10 protein-coding genes and 1 pseudogene are annotated in these 17,322 nt (G+C 68.7%); 10 read left to right on the top strand and 1 reads right to left on the bottom strand.

What is annotated here, in order from left to right:
• Nucleotides 1-983: type I methionyl aminopeptidase (gene map, locus D7W81_RS30070; protein ID WP_120558838.1), on the top strand; the 983-nt coding region annotated here is incomplete at its 5' end.
• 84 nt (nt 984-1,067) lie between these two features.
• On the opposite strand, the gene pulA is transcribed toward map, so the two are convergent.
• Nucleotides 1,068-4,520 (bottom strand): pullulanase-type alpha-1,6-glucosidase, encoded by a 3,453-nt coding sequence (pulA, locus tag D7W81_RS30065; protein ID WP_120558837.1) that lies wholly within the window; start codon nt 4,518-4,520, stop codon nt 1,068-1,070.
• A 416-nt stretch (nt 4,521-4,936) separates the two neighbouring features.
• Between pulA and D7W81_RS30060 the strand changes: the two genes are divergently transcribed.
• The 9 genes and pseudogenes from D7W81_RS30060 to sitA5 all read left to right on the top strand — a co-directional run.
• Nucleotides 4,937-6,520, top strand: coding sequence for an alpha-amylase family glycosyl hydrolase (locus D7W81_RS30060; protein WP_120558836.1), 1,584 nt, complete (start codon nt 4,937-4,939; stop codon nt 6,518-6,520).
• A gap of 83 nt (nt 6,521-6,603) precedes the next feature.
• Nucleotides 6,604-7,698 carry an ABC transporter ATP-binding protein gene (locus tag D7W81_RS30055; protein ID WP_120558835.1) on the top strand — a complete coding sequence of 365 codons (1,095 nt, stop codon included), beginning with the start codon at nt 6,604-6,606 and terminating at the stop codon, nt 7,696-7,698.
• A gap of 20 nt (nt 7,699-7,718) precedes the next feature.
• Nucleotides 7,719-8,942, top strand: a complete 1,224-nt coding sequence (locus tag D7W81_RS30050) for an extracellular solute-binding protein (protein ID WP_120558834.1) — start codon at nt 7,719-7,721, stop codon at nt 8,940-8,942.
• 13 nt (nt 8,943-8,955) lie between these two features.
• Entirely contained in the window at nt 8,956-11,004 is a 2,049-nt protein-coding gene (locus tag D7W81_RS30045; protein ID WP_120558833.1) for a carbohydrate ABC transporter permease, read from the top strand.
• 5 nt (nt 11,005-11,009) lie between these two features.
• Nucleotides 11,010-11,897, top strand: a complete 888-nt coding sequence (locus tag D7W81_RS30040) for a sugar ABC transporter permease (RefSeq protein WP_120558832.1) — start codon at nt 11,010-11,012, stop codon at nt 11,895-11,897.
• 58 nt (nt 11,898-11,955) lie between these two features.
• A complete protein-coding gene (locus D7W81_RS30035; protein ID WP_120558831.1) occupies nt 11,956-12,918 on the top strand; it encodes a glucodextranase DOMON-like domain-containing protein in 963 nt (320 codons plus the stop codon).
• Nucleotides 12,919-13,060: 142 nt separating this feature from the next.
• On the top strand, nt 13,061-15,259 hold the full coding sequence (locus D7W81_RS30030) for a hypothetical protein (protein WP_120558830.1): 2,199 nt from the start codon (nt 13,061-13,063) through the stop codon (nt 15,257-15,259).
• A 145-nt stretch (nt 15,260-15,404) separates the two neighbouring features.
• On the top strand, nt 15,405-16,484 hold the full coding sequence (locus D7W81_RS30025; protein ID WP_158621723.1) for a glucodextranase DOMON-like domain-containing protein: 1,080 nt from the start codon (nt 15,405-15,407) through the stop codon (nt 16,482-16,484).
• 81 nt (nt 16,485-16,565) lie between these two features.
• Nucleotides 16,566-17,129 (top strand): annotated as a pseudogene (sitA5, locus tag D7W81_RS30020) (SitA5 family polymorphic toxin); the annotation flags it as partial.
• Nucleotides 17,130-17,322 lie beyond the last annotated feature (193 nt).

Raw genomic sequence — 17,322 nt, 5'->3', positions numbered from 1 at the left:
GAACCGCCCCCGCCGTCCTCCCCGGGCCCAATGACGCCTGCTGGTGCGGCAGTGGCTCCAAGTACAAGAAGTGCCACCGCGGCGCGGACACCGTGGAGGCCCGCAAGAAGGGCCCCGACACCGGCCGCAAGGGCGTCCGCCCCGGCCTCGTCAGCCCCCGCCGCGTGGTGCCCATCACCATTGCCCGGCCGGACTACGCGGACGCCGTGGGCGGCCGTCCCTCGCGCTCGCGCAACGAGCCGGACGTGAAGTCGCCGGACGTCATCGCCCGCATGCGCCGCGCCTGTCAGGCCGCGGCCCAGGTGCTGGTGGAGACCGCCCAGCACGTGCGCGTGGGCATCACCACGGACGAACTGGACGCCATCGCGCACGAGGCCTACCTCAAGCGCGGCGGCTACCCCAGCACGCTCAACTACCACAAGTTCCCCAAGTCGCTCTGCACCTCGGTCAACGAGGTCATCTGCCACGGCATCCCCGACAGCCGCGCGCTGGAGGACGGCGACATCGTCAACCTGGACATCACCATCTACCTGGATGGCGTCCACGGCGACTGCTCGGCCACGTACCTGGTGGGCAACGTGGAGCCGCAGCACCAGCGCCTCGTCCAGATTGCCAGGGAGTGCCTGGACATCGGCATCGCCGCGGTGAAGCCGGGCCGGCCCATCAGCGACATTGGCCGCGCGGTGGAGGCCCACGCCGTGAAGAACGGCACCAGCGTGGTGCGCGCCTACTGCGGCCACGGCATCGGGGAGACGTTCCACACGGCCCTCCAGGTTCCCCACTACTACGAGCCGGAGGCCGACACGGTCATGCAGCCCGGGATGATCTTCACCGTGGAGCCGATGATCAACCAGGGCCACTGGGACCACCGCACGTGGAACGACGACTGGACCGTCGTCACCGCGGACGGGCTGCGCAGCGCCCAGTTCGAGCACACCCTGCTCGTCACCGACACGGGCGCGGAGATCCTCACCGTCCCCTGAGCCTTTCCTGCTCCTGAAACACCACGGGCCCCGGACGCGCTTCGCATCCGGGGCCCGCTTCATTTCCAGTCGCTGACCTTCAGCCTACGCGCGGCGGCGGCGCAGCTTCAGCGCCAGGCCGCACAGCATCAGCAGGCTGGTGGCGCCCAGCGGGCCGGGCACCGTGCTCTGGCAGTTGCAGCCGTCGGACTCGTCCGGGTCCTGGGGGTCCTGGGGGTCTTCCGGGTCCTGCGGATCCGGATCCGGGTCCACCACCGCGTCGTCGGTGACGAACACCGCGGTGCTGCGCGCCGGCACCGTGAAGCCGCCCGTGGCCGCGTCGTACGCGGACGTGCGCACCACCGGGTCCGTGGACGCCTGCTGCGCGGGGTGCAGCTTGAGCTTCAGGGACTTGTACCCGTCCGCCTTGAACGTCTGGGCGTCGTCCGTGCCGTTGAACAGCACGATGGCGCGCTTGCCCTCGGCGTTCGTGCCGTGGTCCTGCATGGCCATCACGATGAGGCCCGGAATCTGGTCCGGGCCGGTGTTCTCGAAGTGCACCAGCTGCTTCACCTCGTCACCGGTGCGCAGGCGGAACAGCCGCGAGCTCTTGCGGATGGTCAGCATCTCCTCGAAGTGGTCGCGCGCCCGGAGGATGTCCGCGCTCGCCGGCTTGAGCGCCGGGTCCGCCAACATCGGCCCGAAGAGCGGCCAGTTGCCCGTGTTCTCCGGGGCCGGAGGCAGGCCCACGCCCCAGTTGTTGGACTGGTAGGTCCAGTCCACCTTGTTGAACCAGTCACCGGAGTTGTAGCTGTTGCGGTCCAGCGACTTGGAGCGCAGCAGTTCATCACCCGCGTGGAAGAACGGGATGCCCTGGCCCAGCGCCACCAGCGACATGCCCAGGTTGTGCATGCGCACGCGCTCCGCCATGGGCAGGTCGCGGCGCGCCTTCAGCTGGACCGCGTCGAACAGCGTCTCGTTGTCGTGCGCGGAGACGTAGGTGATGACCTCCTGCGGGTCCAGCGTGTAGCCGACCGGGGCTCCACCGTTGTACTTCACCTCCGCGCCAGTCACGGACTTGCCGGTGGCGTCCACCAGCGAGTAGTCCTTCAGGTTGCCCGTCAGGCCCACGCGGATCCAATCACCGTAGAGCAGCAGCCGGGTCTTCTGCTCCGCCTCCGTGCCCTGGTTGGTGCTGTTGGGGTCGGACAGCAGGCCGCTGATGAAGCCCTGGTCCTGCAGGCCGCTGAAGGGGCCACCGCCGCGGGCCGCGTCGCGCAGGCGGTCGTTGAACGTGCCAATGCCCGTGCCCGCCATGTTGAGCTGCGCGGCGTTGGTGCCGCGCCCGTTGTTGGCCACCTCTTCGAAGTCCCAGCCCTCGCCGTAGACATAGATGGCCTTGCCGTCCACGCCGTCCTTCTCCACGGTGAGCGCGTCCAGCGTGGCGCGCAGCTTCACCATGTTGGACTTCATGTGGTGGCCCATCAGGTCGAAGCGGAAGCCGTCCACCTTGTACGCCGTGGCCCACGTCACCACGGAGTCGATGAGCAGCTTCTCCATCATCGCGTTCTCGGACGCGGTGTTCTGGCAGCAGGTGCTCGTCATCACGTCGCCGTCGTCGCTGAGGCGGTGGTAGTAGCCGGGGACGATGCGGTCCAGCACGCTCTTGGCGTCCTGCCCGGAGGAGTTGGTGTGGTTGTAGACCACGTCCATCACCACGCGCAGGCCGTGCTGGTTGAGCGACTGCACCATCTCCCGGAACTCCACCGTGCGCGTCGTGCCCTGCGCGTTGGTGGAGTAGCTGCCCTCCGGCACCGTGTAGTGGAACGGGTCATAGCCCCAGTTGAAGCCGTCCAGGTCCGCCACGGCCTTCACCGCCGCCTGCTGCTGGTCGGAGTCCGCCGGCAGCGACACCAGGTCGCCCTGCGGGTGCTGCTGCTGCGCGCGGTCCTCGTTGATGGTCGCGATGTCGAACACCGGCAACAGGTGCACGTGCGTGAGGCCCGCCTTCGCCAGCCGGGTCAGGTGCTTCATGCCGTCCGAGTCCCGCGTGAACGCCTTGAACGTGCCGCGCTCGTTCTCCGGCACCGTGGGGTCGTTGATGCTGAAGTCGCGCGCGTGCAGCTCGTAGAGGACGATGTCCTCGGGGGCCTCCAGCGCGGGCTTCGCCAGCGTGCTCCAGCCCTGCGGCGCGAGCGTGGGGTCCGAAAGGTCCACGATCTGGCTCAGCTCGCTGTTGATGGAGAGGGCCACGGAGTAGGGGTCCGTGACGCGGTTGGTGACGACCTTGCCTTCCTTGCGGGCGTAGACCTCCACCTCGTAGAGGAAGAAGCGGTTCTTCCACGACGCGTCGCCCGTCACGCTCCAGACGCCCTGGGCGCCGGCCGTCATGGGCACGCGGGTGGTGGCGGATGACGGGCTGCCGTCCGCGAACAGGAGCAGGTTCACGCCCTTGGCCGTGGGGGCCCACAGGCGCAGCGTGGGGATGCCGTTCTCGAACGTGGCGCCCAGCGGCCCGTCATACGCGTCCAGGTCGTCCAGCACTCCCGCGAACTGCACGCTGGTGGCGTCCAGCGTCACGCCCGCCGCGTTCGTCGCGGACACGGCCACCTGGCCCTTGAGCCACGTCGCCGCGTTGGCCACGTCCGCCTCCGCGAGCTTGAACACCTTGCGGCCCATCAGGTTCGGGAAGCGCAGCGCCTGCGCGGCGGTGAGCCCGGCGGGTGACTCCGTCAGCGCCACCGTCGTGCCGCCCTGCACGCCGGCGCTGTTCAGCGTCATGCCGCCCGTGGGCGCCGTGTGCAGCTTGAACACCGTGCCCTCGGGGGCCGCGACCTCCGGGCTCCACACCAGGGTGTCGCGCGCAATCCAGTGCGCCCGCGCCAGCAGCAGGTTCCCCGCCGGAGCGTCCGCGGCGCGGATGGTCACCTTCTTGGTCGCACCGGAGTCAAAGGTGAAGATCATCTCCTGGCCGTCCCTCTCCACCGCGAACGACGCGTCGGAGCCCGGATAGGCAGTGCCCCAGTTCTCGTCGAGCGCGACCTTGCACGCGTAGTTGCCCGCGGGCAGCGCCTTCGTGGTGAAGGTGTAGATGCCGTCGCCGTCCGGGTCCTGCATCATCGAGCGCAGGCAGTCCGGCTGCCAGTCACCCGGACAGCTCAGCTCGCTCTGGAACGAGCCCGCCACCGTGGCGATGGTGCCCGAGCGGCTGCTCGTCACGTACAGGGTGTTCGCGTCGAAGTAGAACTTCACCGCGCCTTCCGTGGCCTGCGTCAGCACCACGTCCGCGCCGCCAGGCCCGCCGTGCGTCTGCGCGAGCGAACCGTCCAGCGCGACCTTGAAGTGCCAGGTGCCCGCCTTCACGTTGAACGAGCCCTGCCACTTGTCGTCGTCCGTGTCGTACGTCAGCGCCGTCTGCGCGCAGGTGGGGTCGTTGTTGGCGGCACAGCCAGCGCCCGTCTGCAGGTCGCCAATGACAGTCACGGACGTGGGCGCCGCCAGTGACGCCAGCGGAAACAGCGCCGCCAGCAGCCCGCCAAACGCGAGCGCTCGCGTCATGCGGGGAGTTGCGAAGGATGCTCTCAGGGGAAACCTCCAGGGGGGTGGAAATCCCGGGCACCGTAGCAGCCACTCCTGTCACGGGTGATCCAGGGTCGCTTTCACGGTTTGCGTGACCCTCTGGATGATCCGAGTTGGGACCGGCGGATCCACCCCGTGACGTCGGATGCGAAAGGCCCCCAAAACGAGACGCAGTGCGGCAGGAACCGCGCGCTCCGTTGAGTCCGCTCGCGCCATGCGTCACACGGATGTGCAGAGGAAGACATCCGGGACATGGCGCGTTGCGCCATCAGCCGATTGTTCCGACGCCCCTTCACGCATTTCCAGACTGTTGGATACAGTGCCGCGCCCAGATGTCCCCACGTCTTCCCTGCCCACAACCGAACGCTGTCTCCCACCGTGGTTGGTGGCGCCCGATGCTCCAGGGACTTGTCGCCCTGTGTCTGGCGGGGTGCGCCACGGCCCCCACTCCGACGCAACCCGCACCGGAGGCCGCCGCGACGCAGCCCGCCGCGCCCGCGACGGAGGCTCCGGCCACCCCCGCCCCCGAACCCGTGAAGGAGGCCGCGCCCGCGCAGCCCGCTCCGGCTCCGGCGAAGCAGGAACCCGCGCGGCCCTGGGCGGATGAGGTCCTGTACTTCGTGGTGGTGGACCGCTTCGCGGACGGCGACCCTTCCAACAATGAGAAGGGCGACGTGAAGGCGGCGGGCACCTTCCACGGCGGTGACCTGAAGGGGCTCACCGCGAAGCTGGACGAGCTGTCGTCGCTGGGCGTGACGGCGCTGTGGGTGACGCCGCTGCTCAAGCAGATCCCCGGCTTCGTCACCGGCTCCGGCTTCCCGGACTGGGGCTACCACGGCTACTGGGCGGACGACTTCCAGGCGTTGGATCCGCGCTTCGGCACGGAGGCGGACTTCAAGGCGCTGGTGGACGCGGCGCACGCGCGCGGCATCCGCGTGCTGCTGGACGTCGTCTACAACCACCCGGGCTACAACTCGCGCTACCTGAAGGACCACCCGGACTGGCTGCGCTCGGAGGAGAAGGGCACCTGCGGTTCGGATGACCTCACGACGTGCGTGGCGGGCCTGCCGGACTTCAAGACGGAGCGGCCAGAGGTGGCGAAGTACCTCCTGGACGCGCAGATCGACTGGGCGAAGCGCTCCGGCGTGGACGGCTTCCGGCTGGACACCGTGAAGCACGTGGCGCACGACTTCTGGAAGGAACACCGCCGCCGCACGCGCGCGGAAATCTCCCCGGACTTCTTCCTCCTGGGCGAGGTGTGGGGCGGCGACGTGCAGGTGCTGGAGCCGTACTTCACCCCGGATGAGATGGACGCAGGGTTTGACTTCGCCTTCGTGGGCAACGCGCTGGCCTTCATCCAGGGCCGTGGCCGCGCGGTGGCGTTCGACCGCTACCTCCAGTCGCGCGCGAAGGTGACGCCGGGGCACCACCTGGCGCACTTCCTGTCGTCGCACGACGTGGACGGAGCGCTGCACCAGCTGCAGGGCAACGTGCCCCTCTTCCGGCTTGCCGCCGCGCTGCAGCTCACCGCCGCCGGCATCCCCGTCATCTACTACGGCGAGGAAGTGGGCCGCGCGGGCGGAGACTGGCCGCGGAACCGCAGCGACATGCCGTGGGGCAAGCAGGCGGTGAAGCCCGGCGCGGGCCAGAAACGCGACGAGTCCCTGCGCGAGTATTACAAGCGCCTCATCGCCATCCGCCGCGCGCACCCGGCCCTGTCGCGGGGCGCGCACGCGCCGCTCGCCACGGAGGGCGATGTGTATGTCTTCCAGCGGCGGGACGAGGCGTCGGGCGACACGGTGGTGGTGGCGGTGAACCGCGGCAAGACGAAGGGCACGGCGTCGGTGCCGTGGCCGGAAGCGTGGGCGGGCGTCGGCGAGGTGGAGGACCTGCTGAACGGAGGGCGGACGAAGGCGGGCGCCACGCTGGACCTGGCGCTGCCGCCGCTGTCCGCGCGCATCCTCGGACGCGTGCCGTGAGGCACCCGGCGGTGCATGCGCAGAACCTGACCCGGACGTGCTGTTGTCACCAGCGCGAGCGGGGCTCTTGCTGGAGAACCTAGATGGCCGGCGTGTCGTTCAAGGACGTGGCGAAGCGGTACGGAGACGTGTCGGTCATCGAGGGGCTCAACCTCGATATCCGCGACCATGAGTTCATGGTCCTCGTGGGGCCGTCCGGTTGCGGCAAGTCCACGGCGCTCCGGATGATCGCCGGCCTGGAGGAGATCTCCGGGGGCACCATCTCCATTGGCCCGCGCGCGGTGAACGCGCTGCCGCCGAAGGACCGGGACGTCTCCATGGTGTTCCAGAACTACGCGCTCTATCCGCACATGACCGTGCGGCAGAACCTGGAGTTCGGCCTCAAGATCCGCAAGACGCCCAAGCCGGAGATGGACAAGCTGGTGGACGAGGCGGCGGAAATCCTCGGCATCACGCACCTCCTGGACCGCAAGCCCAAGGCGCTGTCCGGCGGTCAGCGCCAGCGCGTGGCCCTGGGCCGCGCCATCGTGCGCAAGCCGGCGGTGTTCCTCTTCGACGAGCCGCTCTCCAACCTGGACGCGAAGCTGCGCGTGCAGATGCGCTCGGAGATCAAGAAGCTGCAGCACCGGCTCCAGGTCACGTCCGTCTACGTCACGCACGACCAGGTCGAGGCGATGACGATGGGCCACCGCATCGCGGTGATGAAGGACGGCAAGCTCCAGCAGCTGGGCACGCCGCTGGAGGTCTACGAGAAGCCGGTCAACGTGTTCGTGGCGCAGTTCATCGGCATGCCGCCCATCAACATGCTCTCCGCCACGCTGGACGCGGACGGCGCGTCGCTCACCGGTGACGGCTTCCGGCTGCCCGTACCCCAGAAGCTGCGCGCGGCGACGGCGGGGAAGGGCGGACGCAAGGTGAAGGTGGGCCTGCGTCCGGACAACATCCTGCCCGCGGGCGCCACCGCGCGCGGCGAGTCCTCGCCCGTGGAAGCGCGCGTGGAGCTGGTGGAGCCCCTGGGCAACGAGCTCATCGTGCACGCCCGCCTGGGAGACAACCCGCTGGTCTTCCGCCTGCCGCCCCAGGCCACCCCGGAGCCCGGTGTCACCGTGCCCGTGACGGTGGAGCTGGAGTTCCTGCATCTCTTCGACGCTGAATCCGAGCTGCGGCTTTCCGTTTGAATATCCGGAGGATTTTCCCAATGACGCACCTGCGAACGTTGCTCGCGGCCCTCTGTCTGTGCGCAGTCGGCCTGTTGCCCGTCCCGTCCTTCGCCGCCACGGAGCTGGTGCTCTGGCACGCCTACCGCGCGGAGGAGAAGGCCGCGCTGGAGAAGGTGGTCGCCGAGTACAACAAGGCGAACGAAGGCAAGGTCAAGGTCACCACGCTGGCGGTGCCCTACGACGCCTACGCGGACAAGATCAGCGCCACCGTGCCGCGCGGCAAGGGCCCGGACCTCTTCATCTTCGCGCAGGACCGCCTGGGCGGCTGGATTGAAGCGGGCAACACGGTGGAGCCCATCGACTTCTTCCTGGATGACGCGACGAAGAAGCGCTTCATCCCCACGACGATGGAGGCGATGACCTACCGCGGGACGGCGTACGGCCTGCCGCTGAACTACAAGGTCATCACGCTCATCTACAACAAGAAGCTGGTCCCCACGCCGCCCAAGACGTCCGGCGAGCTGGTGACGATGGCCAAGAAGCTCACCGACGCGAAGGCGGGCCGCTTCGGTCTGGCGTACGCGTACAACGACTTCTACTACCACGCGGCGGTGATGAACGGCTTCGGCGGCGGCGTGTTCGACGCGAAGAACGCCCCCACGATGAACTCGCCCGCCAACGTGAAGTCGGTGGAGCAGGTCCTCAAGTGGAAGAACAAGGACGCCATCCTCCCCGCGGAGCCCTCCAGCGCGCTCATCACCTCGCTCTTCAACGAGGGCAAGGCCGCGATGGTGTTCTCCGGCCCGTGGTTCCTGGGCGAGGTGGCCAAGAGCGTGGACTACGGCCTGGCGCGGCTGCCCACGCTGGATGAGAACAAGGGCACGCCGATGAAGCCCTGGATGACGGTGGAGGGCGTGTACGTGGCCGCCCCGTCGAAGAACAAGGAAGCAGCGTACGACTTCGCGAAGTTCCTCACGGACGCGGGCCCCGCGAAGACGCTGGCCCTGGAGGGCCGCCAGAGCCCCGCGAACCAGTCCGTGTACCAGGACGCGAAGGTGTCCGCGGATCCGCTGCTCAAGGCCATGAAGGACCAGGTGGACGTGGCGGTGCCCATGCCCAACCTGCCGGAGATGTCCATGGTCTGGACCCCCGCCACCAGCGCGATGAACACCGTGTTCAAGAACACCGCCACCCCCAAGGCGGCGTTGGACGCGGCCCAGAAGAGCGTGGCGAAGGACGTCGCCGGCCTGCGCAAGAAGTAAGTGAGGACCTGAAGTGAGCCAGAACGCCCCCCAGCAGCCCTCTTCCGCGGCCGGCAGCTCCACGCCGGTCCGCACCTCCCAGCACGACGCCGTGACGGACCCCTCGACTCCGGGGCCCGTGGGCCGTGCGGGGGGCCACTGGGGACGCGTGCTGGTGGGGCTCGCCCTGGCGCTGGGCGTGTCCCTGTTCCTGGCGCACGGGCTGCTGCGCAACGCCAACCAGGAGCGCGCGGCGGAGCGCGAGCAGCGCACGGCCGCCGTGTCCCTGCTGGGGCTGGTGGACCTGGTGCAGCGCGCGGGCGGCACGGGCGACAGCGTGCGCGCCGTGGTGGCGGGCTGGCCCGGGGTGCCGGGCAGCTCCGTGCGCGTCATCGCCTTCAGCGGCATCAAGTTGGAAGCGTCCACCTTCCCGGATGACACCGGGGACAAGGCGGCGCCGCGCCGGCTGTCTCGCGAGGAGAAGCCGCTGTACGACCGCGGCCAGCGCCTGCGCGCCGCGGTGGAGACGAACCGCGAGGAGGGCGGGGCGCGCAAGGCGGAGGTGGAGTCCGAGCTGCTCGACGGGGGCAAGAGCCGCCTCTTGTCCGCGCCCGTGGAGGTGGACGGGCAGGTGGTGGGCTCCGTGGAGACGCTCACCCCGGCGGTGGTGAACGCGAACCCGCCCTCGTGGACGCCGGTGCTGCTGGCGTTCCTGCTGCCGCTGGCGGCGTGCGCGGCGGCGGTGTTCGCGCTGTCGCGCCAGGGCGTGCGCGTGGCGGTGGCGGCGGCGCTGTTCCTGGCGGGCCTGGGTGGCTACACCGTCTATTCGCTGCGCGCGCTGGACGCGGAGCTGCGCGAGACGGAGAACGCCGTCAGCGCGGAGCTGCGCACGCGCGGCGAGAAGGCCCAGGCGCTCATCGCCTCCAACAACCTGAAGGCGGAGCCCGCGCTGAAGCCCGGCGCGTGGGACGCGGACGCGATGCGCCGCCCGCTGGGCAAGCTGACGGACTCCGGCGCGCCGGACGCGGACAAGCTCGCGGCCGAAGGCGCGCGGGTGCGCGGCAACGCGGGCAAGGCGCTGGGCGCGCTGGGCGTGCTGGGGCTGGCGGTGCTGCTCTTCATCGGCCTGGGTGCGCTGCACCGGGCGGTGCGGACGACGGTGGAGTACCGGCAGGCGTACGCGTACATCGCGCCGGCCATGGTGGGCATGGTGGTGCTGGTGTTCTTCCCCTTCGCCTACGGCATCACGCTGTCGTTCACGGACGCCAACCTCTACAACAGCAGCCAGCCCCTGTCGGAGCTGTGGGTGGGCTTCCGCAACTACGTGGACATCCTGGGCGACTTCAGCTTCGCGAAGACGGCGGCGGACGGCTCGCTGGTCTTCAACTACCTGAACTTCTATTACACGCTCCTGTTCACCATCGTGTGGACGGTGACGAACGTGACCATCGGCGTGACGGTGGGCCTGCTGCTCGCGCTGGCGCTCAACGTGCCCAATCTGAAGATGCGGCCGGTGTACCGCGTGCTGCTCATCCTGCCGTGGGCCATGCCCAACTACATCACCGCGCTCATCTGGAAGGGCATGTTCCACCAGCAGTTCGGCGTGGTGAACCACGTCATCCGGATGTTCGGCGGGGACGGCCTGGCGTGGTTCGATTCGCCCTTCACGTCGTTCTTCACCGCGCTGGCCACCAACGGCTGGCTGTCCTTCCCGTTCATGATGGTGGTGTCGCTGGGCGCGCTCCAGTCCATCCCCGGCGAGTTGTATGAAGCGGCGCGCGTGGACGGCGCCAACCGGTGGCAGCAGTTCACCGCCATCACGCTGCCCGCGCTGAAGCCCGCGCTGGTGCCCGCGGTCATCCTGTCGGTGGTGTGGACCTTCAACATGTTCAACATCATCTTCCTGGTGACGGGCGGAGACCCGGGCGGCTCCACGGAGATCCTTGTCACGCAGGCGTACAAGTTCGCCTTCGAGCGCTACCGCCACGGCTACGCGGCGGCGTACTCCACCGTCATCTTCGGCATCCTGCTCATCTACAGCATGGTGCAGAACCGCATGAGCCGCGCCACGGAGGCCGCGTAAACCCCATGGCGCTCTTCTCTGAACGTCGCGAAGGCATCCCCCACCTGCCGCTGCACGCGGTGCTCATCGCCTTCACCCTCTTCACCATCTACCCCATCCTCTGGGTGGTGAGCCTGGCCTTCTCCGGCAAGCAGAGCCTGGCCATCGCCACGCTGCCGGAGAACCCCACCTTCTGGGACCGGCTGCGCGCGGTGACGCCGTGGCCGGAGAGCTTCTCCTTCTCCAACTTCACGTCGGTGATGGCGGATCAGCCGTTCGCGAAGTGGATGCTCAACAGCGCCATCGTGGCCATTGGCACCACGGTGCTGGGCGTCTTCATGGCGTGCACGGCGGCGTATGCCTTCAGCCGCTTCAAGTTCCCTGGGCAGCGCGCGGGCATGATGGCGTTCCTCGTGTCCCAGATGTTCCCGGGCACGCTGATGCTGATTCCCCTCTACATCATCCTGGTGCAGTGGCTGGGCCTGGGCAGCAGCCGGCTGGGGCTCATCATCGTGTACGCCACCACGTCCATCCCGTTCAGCGTGTGGATGCTCAAGGGCTACTTCGACACCATCCCCAAGGACCTGGAGGAGGCGGCGCTGATGGACGGCGCGTCCCCGGGGCGCATCTTCTGGAGCATCATCCTGCCGCTGGCCAAGCCCGCGGTGGCTGTGACGGCGCTGTTCAGCTTCATGACGGCGTGGAACGAGTTCATCCTCGCGGCGACGTTCATGGACCAGGAAGCCATGTACACGGCGCCGGTGGGCCTGCGCTTCTTCGTGGGCGGCTTCAGCCAGCAGTGGGGCTACTTCGCGGCCGGCTCCATCATCGTGTCCGTGCCCGTCGTGTTCCTCTTCCTCTTCCTGCAGAAGTACCTCGTCTCCGGGCTCACCGCCGGTGGCGTGAAGGGTTAGTCCCCGGTCGTTCTTCGCGGTTCTTTTTCGTCTGTCGTTGCAAGGAGCAAACACCCCCATGATCAACCCCCGCATCGCAGTCCTCACCCTGGCCGCTTCCCTGTCCGCGGCGCCGGCCCTGGCCGGGAAGGTGTCGTTCAAGGACCCCACCGGCGACGACAAGGGCCCGGGCAAGTACACCTACCCGACGGACCCCGTGTACAAGGCCGGCTCGTTCGACCTGACCGGCTTCAAGCTGGACCAGGGCGGCAACAAGACGGACGTGGAAATCCAGCTGAAGGCGTCGCTGGAGAACCCCTGGAAGATGGCGGACGGCTTCTCCGTGCAGGAGGTCTTCATCTTCATCGACACGGACCACAAGGCCGGCAGCGGCTTCACCGACAGCCCCCCGGGCCTGAACGTCTCCTTCGCGCCGGAAGACGCGTGGGACAAGGTCATCGTCATCTCGCCGCAGGGCTCGTCGCGCGTGCGCGCGGAGGCCAACAACAAGGCCGGCGCGATGAAGGGCGCCATCGTGGTGCCCACCAAGGTGCGCGCCTCCGGCAACAAGATCACCGCCACGGTCATGAACTCCGACCTGGGCGCCGGTGACCCCTCCACGTGGGGCTACCAGGTCGTCATGCAGTCCAACGAGGGCTTCCCCGCGGAAAACGACCTGCTCACCCGCCGCGTCAACGAGTACGAGGGCCAGCACCGCTTCGGCGGCGGCTCCGACTTCAACTGCGATCCGCACGTGATCGACGTGCTCGCGGGTCAGGGCAAGGGCGACAGCTCTGAAATCAAGGCTCAGTACGACATGCTCGCGTACGAGTGCGCGGGTGACGGTTCCGCCACGAAGAAGGCCACGCTGAAGATGGTCTCCGGCGAGAAGCGCCCGGCGGCCCAGGGTGGCGCGGCGGCGGCTCCTGCCCCGGCGCCCGCTCCGGCGGCGGCTCCGGCCCCGGCTCCGGCGCCCACGCCGGCCGCTCCGGCTGGAACGACGGTCGCTCCGGCGCCGACGACCGCTACGCCGACGAAGTAGTCGGTGGCGGACTGTTCAAAACAGTCCGTTTCAAGGTTTGATGCAACACGGGGAGGGCTGCCGTGGAGGACCCGCGGCGGCCCGGGAGAGGGGATGACCCCCCTCTGGTTCAAAGCTTTCGAGAAGGGTTTTCCAGAACATCATGAAGAATCGCAAGAACGTGGTGCGGGGAGCGTGCGCGCTCACCGTGGCGGTCGGCCTCATTCCCGGGGCGGCCATGGCGCAGGACAGCGGCCCCAAGCTCACCATTGGTGGCACGACCTATACGAAGTACCTCTGGGGCACGCAGCGCGACCAGGGCGCGATGTACAACTTCACCACCGTGCCCGGTGAGGGCTACGGCGACAACGGCATCGGCACGGAGCTGGAGCTGTTGCTGAACGCGAAGATCTCCCCGCAGGTGGAGGTCAACGGCCGCATCCACAGCCGCTTCAACCAGAACTTCTGGACGAACTTCGGCGGCTTCGGCGGCAGCAACACGGCCACCAACTGCACCGCGGGCGACTGCGGCGAGTTCGACCCGCGCTCCAACCAGTACATCAAGCTGCGCGGCATGTCCGTGACGCTGCGTCCGGGCTACCTCATCGACTCGGCGCTCATCGGCGCGACGGACCTGGGCCAGTTCGACCCGTTCGTCATCGGCCGCGTCCGTTACATCGACCGCGACAACGCGGCGGCCATCATGCTGCAGGGCTCCAACTTCAACCGGAAGCTCACGTGGGACGCGGCGCGCATCTCGCTGCCCCGCTTGTGGGCCGGCCCGAACTTCAGCACGGGCGCCTTCCACGCGCGTGACGCGGCGTACGGCTTCCAGGCGAAGTACACCGCCTCCGAGCTGTTCGACGTGGGTGGCATCTTCCAGTACGCGAACGACCAGGAAGTGAACCCGGAGGACACGAACGTCGACGACGGCCGTGACCTGACGCCGCGCTACCGCAACGGCGTGGGCGGCCTCAAGGCGGGCCTGCACATGGGCTCGTGGCTGGACGTGCGCGGCGCGGTGTACTCGTCGTACTCCAACGCGGACCCCGTGCTGTCGCCGAAGAGCTTCGGCGTGGGCGGCTACAGCGCGGTGCTGGCCGGCCACCACACGGACCAGACGTACATGCTGAACGCGTCCCTCAACGACCCGCTGGACGTGGGCATCTCGCTGAACTTCCAGCTCTTCAGCATCGGCGCGGACTACGTGGCGGTGATGGCCAGCCGCCGCGAGGCGGACGTGCTCCTCACGGAGGGTCACGACGGCAGCTTCGCGTTCCCCGGTCCGTCCAACGCGGCCTACGGCATCTACAAGGGCAACCCCACCCGCATCGGCTACGGCGGCTGGACGAGCGAGGCCCAGCAGGTCGCGACCATCAACGTGGACAACGACTTCACGGACTTCGACGAGCCCATGGCGGAGACGGCCATCGGCTGGAAGGGCGCGACGGCGAACCCGGTCTACACCAACGGCGCGCTGGAGCTGGGCGGTGAGTATTCCTTCATCACCTACAACACCAACTGGCAGGCGTACGGCAGCGCGGACAAGGCGCTGGGTGACAGCCAGTACCCCGGCACGGAGCTGGACTCCGGCGTGGGCCACAACTTCCGCACGGCCTACCAGCCCTTCCAGGACAAGAAGACGCACCTGGTCGCGCTGCGCGCCAAGTACGTGGTGGACGTGCTGAAGGGCATCGATGTGTTCGGCAAGTTCAAGTACATCCACGAGACGGACAAGCGCCTGAACGACCCGCGCTTCCTGCCGTTCGCGGCGGGCGCGTGCCCGGGCGGCGCGGTGGCGTGCGACAACTCGCTCGTCAACGAGTACAGCCCCGGCAACAGCACCTCCGGCCTCTACGGCAACCCGAACGTCATCACCAACAGCCAGGGTGACACGGGCTACCAGTTCAAGCCGTTCGACAACATCGGGGACGACGACCGCCAGCTGGACTACACGACGTTCACGGCGGGCGCGGGCTACCAGTTCACGGACGACCTGTACGTGTCCGCCAGCTACTCCAAGTTCTTCGCGGACCTGCTGGACGGCAACACGGCGTTCCAGGCGTACAACAACCACGAGATGGCGTCCGGCAAGCACAACAAGAACCAGGTGCTGGTGAAGGCGCGCTACATCCTGTCCGGCGTGGAGTTCGGCCTGGAGGGCCAGTACGCGTTCGGCACGTTCCGTCCGGACTTCGGCGACGGCTACGTGGTGCAGTACGCGGACGACACCATCGCGGCCGACCACAACGTGGCGGTGGGTTCGCGCGGCTTCACCAACCGCAACGGCGGTTGGAACAGCCTGGAAGAGCGCAGCTTCGAGCAGATGCGCGTCAAGGCGTTCATGAAGGCGCAGTTCTAGTCACCGCGCGCTCCGCTTCCGGCGGGGCACGGGGTTGATGCAGGAGGAGCCCGGGGCGCCTGTGAAGGCACTCCGGGCTCCTTGCGTTTGGGGCACCGCGCGGTACACCTGACGGGCCGTCCCTTCGTGCATGAGGTGCCCTTCCATGTTCGTGCGCTCCCGCGTGTCCGCGCTCCTGCTCGCCTCCACCCTGGCCGCGTGTTCCGGCGGCAAGACGCGCGAGGACGCGCTGCTGTTCCGGCTGACGGATCCGGTGGGGGATGACCACGGCGACGGCGAGCTGGTGTATCCGCGCCGGACGGACCTGGGGCGCGGGGACCTGGACGTGGTGTCGGTGGCGGCGTTCGCGGACGGAGAGGCGACGCGGTTCGAGGTGACGTTCGCGCACCCCATCGCGAGGCCCTCGCGCGCGCAGTCGGTGGACCTGGAGGGAGCGACGGTCGCGGAGCGCGCGCGGCACGGCTTCTACACGTTCAACGTGGACCTGTACGTCGACCAGGACCGGGTGCCTGGCTCCGGAGGCACGGACACGCTGCCGGGGCGCGGACTCACGCTGGCGGCGGATTCGGGCTGGGAGAAGGTGGTGGTGCTGACGCCGCGCCCCTATGAGGCTCGCGAGACGCTGCGCAAGCACTGGCGGCAGGTGGCGCTGGATGCGTACGAGAAGAAGTCGGGAGGGATTGGCGGCAAGGTGGAGGCGGAGCTGAACGCGGCCACGGAGCGGGAGCTGGAGGCGCGGGTGTTCTTCCCCACCATCATCCAGGTGAGCGGGCGCACGGTGATGTTCACGGTGCCGGACCGCTTCCTGGGCGCGCACGCGAGCGCGGACTGGGGCTACGGCGTGGCGGTGACGGGCGCGACCATCGAGCGGCGCGTGTCGCTGGGCGGGATGTTCGGCGGGGACACGACCGCGAACCAGCGGCTGATGGCCATGGGCATCGCTCCGGGAGAGCCGGTGAATGACCGCTTCGGTGGCGGGCGGAAGGGAGACCCGTCGCAGTCGCCGGTGGTGGACCTGCTGGTGGGGCCGGGCACGACTCAGGAAGAGGTGCTGGGGGCCACGAAGCCCGCGTGGAGCGCGGTGGTGCCGTCGGGGAAGGCCGCGACCGTGGCGGCTCCGGATGCGGGCACGGTGGAGGACGCCGGTGTTCCCGTGGAGGCGCCGGACGCGGGGCCCGTGAGCGAGGACGCCGGGGTCGTGGGTCCGTCGTCGCCCGCCCCGTGACGGTTGGCTCCCGCGCTGTTCGCGGGAGGTCCTGGTTGAGGTGAGTCCGCGCGGTCGAGGATGGAGGCCCTGGAGGCGTCCATGTCCTCATGCCGGAGCTGGGCACTTGTGGTGCTGTTGTTGCTGCTGGGCACGGGGTGTTCGGCGGCGCGGAGCATCCGGCTGAAGACGGGGCGTGGGGCGCCAGTCGTCCATGTGCCTCGGGCGGAGATCGAGCCCGTGGAGCTGGAGGAGGACGCGTTCACGGAGGCCGTGCGGACGCTGGCGGAGGATGCGCCGGTGTCCCCGCGTCATCGTGAGGGGGCGTATGCCCATGTTCGCGGGCGCTTGGGACTGGTCTCCGTGGCGGAGCCTTCGCGTGCCCGGCTGCTGGTGGACGATGGCGACCGGGAGCTGGCGAGCGCGTACGGGCGGTGGTGCCAGCGCAAGCAAACCCCTGGTGACTGCCTCCAATTGCTGGATGGCGGGCCTGTGCTGGATGAGGACGGACGGCGGTCACTGGCGTTCGCCATCGCGCTGGGCTCGGTGTGGGAGGAGACGGCGGACGCGCTGGTGGGGATGACGGATCAGCGCGCGGTGCTCACCACCATCGTCGCGACGAGTACCGTGTACCTGGCGCTGTGGTTGCTTCCGGAGCCTGCATCAGGACACCTGTATCAGTGGAAATGGGTGTGACTGCGGTGAGGTTGCTGAGGGCTGCGTCGTTTCCGCCCTCGGGCGAGAGCGGCCTGGATGCGCTGCTCGACTGCGCGTGTCAGCCGGAAGCAGAGAAAGCCCCTGGGCAGGTCGCGCTCGGGCGTGAGGACGCCAGCCTTTATCCAGTAGCGCACCTGACTCC

It is taken from the genome of Corallococcus aberystwythensis (assembly GCF_003612165.1).
In the GTDB taxonomy this organism is placed as follows: Bacteria; Myxococcota; Myxococcia; order Myxococcales; family Myxococcaceae; genus Corallococcus; species Corallococcus aberystwythensis.
This window is presented reverse-complemented; position numbering and strand designations above follow the sequence as displayed.

Coding starts and splice junctions, on each gene's coding strand:
- pulA (WP_120558837.1), bottom strand. CDS start 4,520: ATGACGCGAGCGCTCGCGTTTGGCGGGCTGCTGGCGGCGCTGTTTCCG.
- D7W81_RS30060 (WP_120558836.1), top strand. CDS start 4,937: ATGCTCCAGGGACTTGTCGCCCTGTGTCTGGCGGGGTGCGCCACGGCC.
- D7W81_RS30055 (WP_120558835.1), top strand. CDS start 6,604: ATGGCCGGCGTGTCGTTCAAGGACGTGGCGAAGCGGTACGGAGACGTG.
- D7W81_RS30050 (WP_120558834.1), top strand. CDS start 7,719: ATGACGCACCTGCGAACGTTGCTCGCGGCCCTCTGTCTGTGCGCAGTC.
- D7W81_RS30040 (WP_120558832.1), top strand. CDS start 11,010: ATGGCGCTCTTCTCTGAACGTCGCGAAGGCATCCCCCACCTGCCGCTG.
- D7W81_RS30035 (WP_120558831.1), top strand. CDS start 11,956: ATGATCAACCCCCGCATCGCAGTCCTCACCCTGGCCGCTTCCCTGTCC.
- D7W81_RS30030 (WP_120558830.1), top strand. CDS start 13,061: ATGAAGAATCGCAAGAACGTGGTGCGGGGAGCGTGCGCGCTCACCGTG.
- D7W81_RS30025 (WP_158621723.1), top strand. CDS start 15,405: ATGTTCGTGCGCTCCCGCGTGTCCGCGCTCCTGCTCGCCTCCACCCTG.